The organism is Terrisporobacter muris (genome assembly GCF_024621905.1).
GTDB lineage: Bacteria > Bacillota > Clostridia > Peptostreptococcales > Peptostreptococcaceae > Terrisporobacter > Terrisporobacter muris.
This window is the reverse complement of the sequence record NZ_JANKBY010000224.1, coordinates 1-5,998: the sequence shown is the minus strand read 5'-3', so window position 1 is coordinate 5,998 and position 5,998 is coordinate 1. Positions and strand designations below refer to the sequence as shown.

Annotated in this window: 6 protein-coding genes; all 6 read right to left on the bottom strand. The window is 29.0% G+C overall.

Annotation, left to right across the window (positions count from 1 at the left end):
- Positions 1 to 80 precede the first annotated feature (80 nt).
- Complete coding sequence (locus NSA58_RS14410) at positions 81 to 593, bottom strand: hypothetical protein (protein ID WP_039678923.1); 513 nt, start codon at positions 591 to 593, stop codon at positions 81 to 83.
- Positions 594 to 611: 18 nt separating this feature from the next.
- On the bottom strand, positions 612 to 1,100 hold the full coding sequence (gene coaD / locus NSA58_RS14405; protein WP_079764692.1) for a pantetheine-phosphate adenylyltransferase: 489 nt from the start codon (positions 1,098 to 1,100) through the stop codon (positions 612 to 614).
- Between the two features lies 1 nt (position 1,101).
- Complete coding sequence (rsmD, locus tag NSA58_RS14400; protein WP_074429177.1) at positions 1,102 to 1,656, bottom strand: 16S rRNA (guanine(966)-N(2))-methyltransferase RsmD; 555 nt, start codon at positions 1,654 to 1,656, stop codon at positions 1,102 to 1,104.
- Between the two features lie 38 nt (positions 1,657 to 1,694).
- Positions 1,695 to 3,752 carry an ATP-dependent DNA helicase RecG gene (gene recG / locus NSA58_RS14395; RefSeq protein WP_079764691.1) on the bottom strand — a complete coding sequence of 686 codons (2,058 nt, stop codon included), beginning with the start codon at positions 3,750 to 3,752 and terminating at the stop codon, positions 1,695 to 1,697.
- 89 nt (positions 3,753 to 3,841) lie between these two features.
- Positions 3,842 to 5,467 carry a DAK2 domain-containing protein gene (locus NSA58_RS14390; RefSeq protein ID WP_039678921.1) on the bottom strand — a complete coding sequence of 542 codons (1,626 nt, stop codon included), beginning with the start codon at positions 5,465 to 5,467 and terminating at the stop codon, positions 3,842 to 3,844.
- 15 nt (positions 5,468 to 5,482) lie between these two features.
- Positions 5,483 to 5,833 (bottom strand): Asp23/Gls24 family envelope stress response protein, encoded by a 351-nt coding sequence (locus NSA58_RS14385; protein ID WP_039678920.1) that lies wholly within the window; start codon positions 5,831 to 5,833, stop codon positions 5,483 to 5,485.
- Positions 5,834 to 5,998: the final 165 nt, after the last annotated feature.

Genomic DNA, 5,998 nt, shown 5'->3' with positions numbered 1-5,998 from the left:
ATATTCAATCTATACTTTTTATATATAACAAAAGATTGATAAAATAATGAAAGCTCCCAGTTTAATCGGGAGCTTATTTTCTATTCTTCTCTTAATTCTCTTTTATTTCTTTTTACTATTTCTAAAGTTTCTATTAGATTTTGTTCAACTGAACTTATTACATCTTCTGCATATTCAATAGATCCTTCTCTAATTTCAACTGCATAAGACTCTGCTCTACTTATAATTTCTGTAGCTCTTTCTTTTGCTCTTTCAACAACTTCGCTCGATTCTACAATATCATTAAATTGTTGTTTAAGATTTTCTTCGAACTGCTCTCCTTCTTTAGCTTTAATTTGAGCTTCTTGGTTAGCTTGTTCTATAATTTGTTCTGCTTCAGCCTTTGCTTCTGTTATTATTCTTTGCCTTTCTCTATTAATCCATATTGCTTGATTTACTTCTTCTGGCATTAATGTTTTTATATCATTTATAATAGCAAGAATTTCCTCTTTATCTATACTAATTGATTTTCTTGCTAACCCTTTAAGTGGTGCATGCTCTATTAACTCTTCTAATTCTTGAAATAAATCCATGATTTCTAAATCTATTTTCATATTATTCCCCCTAAATTACTATTTCGTCTTCTTTTCTATCGCCCAGATAACTTCTTCTGGCACTAAGTTTTTAACATCAGCTCCGAAGTTTAAAACTTCTTTAATTAATGATGAACTTACAAAAGAGTATTGCTTGTTAGTTGGTAAAAATATTGTTTCTATATCAGAATTCAATTCTTTATTCATATGAGCCATTTGTAACTCATAGTTAACATCTGCTTCACTTCTTACTCCTCTAACTAAAGTATCTATTCCATGTTCTTTACAGTAATTAACTAATAAACCTTGGAATTCAATCACTTTAATATTATTCAATTCTTTTGTACAAACCTCAATTAATTCAACTCTTTCTTCTAATGTAAAAAGTCCCTTTTTATTAGGATTTATAAGCACTCCAATTTGCAATTCATCAAATAGCTTAGCTGCTCTGAAAATTATATCTAAATGTCCATTGGTAATTGGATCAAAACTACCAGCAAATATTGCTTTACGCATTGGTTTGTCCATGTTATTCCTCCACTTTATAAAACGTTAATGTTGTATTACCATATTTTTTGTCTCTACTTTTGTACAATCTTCCAATATTATCTGGAAATTTATCTTTAGTATCATGTTCTACAACAATAATACCATATTCTTTTAAAAGGTTATTATTATCTATACTACCTAATGCATCACTAAACAGATTCTTATAATATGGAGGATCCATAAATATAACGTCAAATTTTTCATTTTTTAAAGATAAAGAGTTTATAGCACTTTTAAAATCTAAGTTTAATACTATACTTTCACTTTCAACTCTTGCCTTCTTTATATTAGATTTTACAATGTTTATACTTTCCTTACTATTATCTACAAAAATACATTTATTCGCTCCTCTTGATAAACACTCAATTCCTAAAGAACCTGTCCCAGCAAATAAATCTAATATATTACTGTCCATTATATATGGATTAATCATATTAAATAAAGACTCTTTAACTCTGTCTGTCGTAGGTCTTACGTCATCATTTTTCGGAGCATTTAATTTTAGTCCTCTTGCTTTTCCTGAAATAACTCTCAAAATTATATCTCCTTTCTTTATTTTACCATAAATTTCAACTAATTTAATGAGATTTCTTCACGTTCACTAAATTTATACAATATTTCTTCTTTTAATTTTTTATTATCTTCTTGCTGTAATTTTACATCTTGGCCAATTATGTATCTAGCCTCTAATTGAGCTTGTTTTAATATTTTAATATGTTTAAAAATGTTTGCAACTTTTAACTCTGGCAGACCATGTTGTCTTGTCCCAAAAAACTCACCTGGACCTCTTATTTCTAAATCTTTTTGAGATATTTTGAATCCATCTGTAGTCTCTTCCATAATAGCCATTCTTTCCCTACATACTTCTGTTTTTGAATTGTAAATTAATATGCAATAAGATTTATGCTTTCCTCTTCCAACACGGCCTCTAAGCTGATGAAGCTGTGCTAAACCAAATCTCTCTGCATTTTCTATTATCATCAACGTGGCGTTAGGTACATTAACTCCTACTTCAATAACCGTAGTAGATACTAATATATCTAGTTTTTTATTTTTAAAATCATCCATTATATCATCTTTTTCACTCGGTCTCATCTTACCATGAAGCAGACCCACTCGTAAATCTGAAAAAAATTCTCTTTTTAACTCTTCTACTAATTCAACTGCCGCTGTAGCTTCTATCTTTTCACTTTCATCTACTAAAGGACATACAACATAAACTTGTCTTCCTTTTTCAACTTCATTTCTTACTAAATTCTCATAAGCTTCTTTTCTTCTTTTATGTTCTATAGCTATAGTTTCTACAGGTTGCCTTCCTGGAGGCAACTCATCTATTATAGATATATCTAAATCGCCATATAAAATTAGCGCTAATGTTCTAGGTATTGGTGTTGCAGTCATAACAAGAATATCAGGACTATCTCCTTTATTAGATAATCTTCCTCTTTGTCTAACACCAAATCTATGTTGTTCATCCGTTATAACTATACCTAAATTTTTGAATTCCACCTTATCTTCTATAAGAGCATGTGTTCCAATAAGAATATCCACTTCTTGATTTTTTACTTTTTCTAATACTTTTTCTTTTTGTTTTTTTGTAAGACTCCCCACTAACAGCTCAGACTTAATATTAAAAGCTTCTAATGTTTCTTTAAAGGAATCATAGTGCTGTGATGCTAAAATCTCTGTAGGTGCCATTAAAGCTCCCTGATAGCCATTTAAAACAGCACTAGCTAGAGCAAGTAATGCTACAACAGTTTTTCCACTTCCCACATCACCTTGAACTAGTCTATTCATCACTTTTAAAGATGTCATATCCTTAGTAATTTCATTTAATGCTCGACTTTGAGCCTTTGTTAATTTAAATGGAAGAGATTTTATTATATCATTTAATTTTTCTTTTTCTTCAAATTCTATTCCACTAGCTTCATTGATTCCACTTTTAAAATAAAATAGTCCCAATTGTAAAATTAGAAATTCTTCAAAAACTAACCTATATAAGGCAACTTTTAAATATTCCTTATTAACTGGAGAATGTATATTTCTAACAGCAAAATCAATACTGCATAATTTATATTTGTCTAATATATACTTAGGTAAATATTCTTCAACTTTAAATTCTTCCTTTGCAAGAACTGATTTTATCATTCCTTGTAACTCTTTATTAGTTAAACCATAAGTCAAAGGGTATGCTGGTTCAATTTTACAAGTAGAACTTGGCTTATTAGTATAATGTTCTACTTCAATCGGGATAAATTCCTTAAAGTTATTTTCTATCTTAACTTTTCCAAAAGCTAAAATACTATCTCCACTTTTAAATACTTTTGTAATATATTCTTGATTAAAAAATGACATTTTTATATAACCGCTATCATCTCTTATATCTATCCTAGTTATTTTCATACCTTTTCGCGGACTATATGTATCAATTTTAGTTATAATTCCTTTAATCGATACCTTGTCCTCATTTTCCAATTGACTAATTTTTTTTATAATACTTCTATCTTCATATTGTCTCGGAAAATAATATATTAGATCTTTTAGCGTAAATATATTAAGTTTATGAAGTTTTTCAGCTCTTTTAGGTCCTATTCCTTTTACAAATTGTATCTCTTTATTTAAGTTATTCATAATTATCACCTACAATTATTATTCCCTTAAGATTAAAAAATCCTGTATAACATACTAATATAGTACGATTATACAGGACCAGTTAATCATTATTCAACTGAAACTAAGTAATAATAAAGAGGCTGTCCTCCATAGTGTAATTCCACATCTATATCTTCAAATTTTTCCTCTAAAGAATCTCTTAAGGCTTCTGCGTCTTCCTCAGAAGTATCTTCACCGTAGAATAAAGTTATTATAGCACTATCTTCATCTACTAATTTTTCAACAAGATCAGTAGTTATTTCATCAACCTTATCTCCTGCAGCTAATAATTTTCCTTCAGCTATACCAATTATATTTCCTTCTCTTACTTCTACATCGTTTATAACTGTGTCTCTTACAGCATAAGTTACTTGACCAGATTTTACTGAAGATAGGACTTCCATCATGTTTGCTTCATTTTCAGTTACATCAGCATCACCGTCAAATATTACTAAAGTAGCAAAAGCTTGTGCAACATTTTTAGTTGGTATAACTATTATATTTTTATCACTTAATTCTTTAGCTTGGTTAGCAGCCATTATTATGTTACTGTTATTTGGTAATATAATAATATTTTTTGCATGTAAGCTTTCTATTGCTTTCATAAAATCTTCTGTACTTGGGTTCATAGTTTGACCACCTTCTATTATGTGATCAACACCAAAATCTTTGAATATTTGTGCTAAGCCTTCACCCATAGAAGTAGCTATAAATCCGTACTCTTTTTCTTCAACTGGTACATCTTTAGTTTGAGCCGTTTCATTTAGTACCTTATTTTCATGTTGAAGTTTCATGTTTTCTATTTTTATTGTTAATAATTGTCCGTATTTTAATGCCTCTTGTATAGCAAGACCTGGGTCATTAGTGTGAACATGTACTTTTATCACACCTTCATCTCCAACTACAGCTAAGCTATCCCCAAATTTCATATACATATCTCTTACTGCTAAATCATCTATTTTATCACTTTCTAAAATAAACTCTGTGCAGTATTGGAACTTAATATCTTCACTAGATATGTTTTGTTCCACGTTAACCTCTACATTAGGAGATATTTCACCTTCTACAGATTTTATATCATTTCCTTTTAGAGATGATAACATTCCTTCATATATAAGAACTAATCCTTTACCACCTGAATCAACAACTCCAGCTTCTTTTAAAGCCTTTAGTAATTCTGGTGTCTTCTCTAGTGATTCATTAGCTTTCTTTACTATTAATTCAAGGAACTCAATCATGTCCATGTCCTTGTTAGCAACCTTTACTGCATATTCTCCACTTTCTCTAACTACAGTAAGAATAGTTCCTTCTATTGGTTTTATTACAGCTTTATAAGCAGTATCAGAACCATTTTTTAGAGCATTCGCTAAGTCTACAACATTTAAAGTTTCTTTTCCTTCTATTGATTTTGCTATACCTCTTATTATTTGAGATAGTATAACTCCTGAGTTTCCTCTAGCTCCCATTAAAGAACCTTTAGAAAGAGCTTTACCTATATCTGTTATATCATCATTTTCAACTTTTGATAATTCTTTAATTGCATATGATATAGTTAAAGACATGTTTGTTCCTGTATCACCATCTGGAACAGGGAATACATTTAATTTATCAACTAAATCTTTATTGTTTTGAAGATTATTTGCTCCTGAAACAAACATATCTCTGAATTGTTTTCCGTCTATACATTGAATCATATTCTTCCTCCTATATTACTTAACCCTGATACCTTGCACGTTAACATCAATTTTACTAACTTTTATTGAAGTTATATTTTCTACTGAATATTTCACTCTGTCTATTATGTTATTTGCTACTGTCGAAATATTAATTCCATACTGCATTATAACAAATAATTCTATTTCTATTTTATTATCTTCTGTTTCATATATCTTAACGCCTTTAGTAGCATTGTCTCCTTTTAATAATTCAACAATACCTTTTATCTTTTGTGAGAAACCTACTAATCCGTAACTCTCCATTGCAGCTCTGTATGCAATTTGAGCTATAACATGTTTATCTATTTCTATACATCCATATTTATTATTTACTTTAGTAGTCATGGTTTTACCCCCTCATTTTCTTTTTTAATAATATTTTGTACAATGTTGAATTATTAATTTCATCAATTCAACAAATTTCCTTTATTTTAATAAATTATAGTTTATATTTCTATTTTAGACAAGATATATAATACTATAAGTAATTAATAATTAAAAGTTATTTAA

What these genes read in the sequence shown, in the direction of transcription:
- NSA58_RS14410 (WP_039678923.1), bottom strand. Translation starts at nt 593, where the DNA reads ATGAAAATAGATTTAGAAATCATGGATTTATTTCAAGAATTAGAAGAG.
- recG (WP_079764691.1), bottom strand. Translation starts at nt 3,752, where the DNA reads ATGAATAACTTAAATAAAGAGATACAATTTGTAAAAGGAATAGGACCT.
- coaD (WP_079764692.1), bottom strand. Translation starts at nt 1,100, where the DNA reads ATGGACAAACCAATGCGTAAAGCAATATTTGCTGGTAGTTTTGATCCA.
- NSA58_RS14385 (WP_039678920.1), bottom strand. Translation starts at nt 5,833, where the DNA reads ATGACTACTAAAGTAAATAATAAATATGGATGTATAGAAATAGATAAA.
- NSA58_RS14390 (WP_039678921.1), bottom strand. Translation starts at nt 5,467, where the DNA reads ATGATTCAATGTATAGACGGAAAACAATTCAGAGATATGTTTGTTTCA.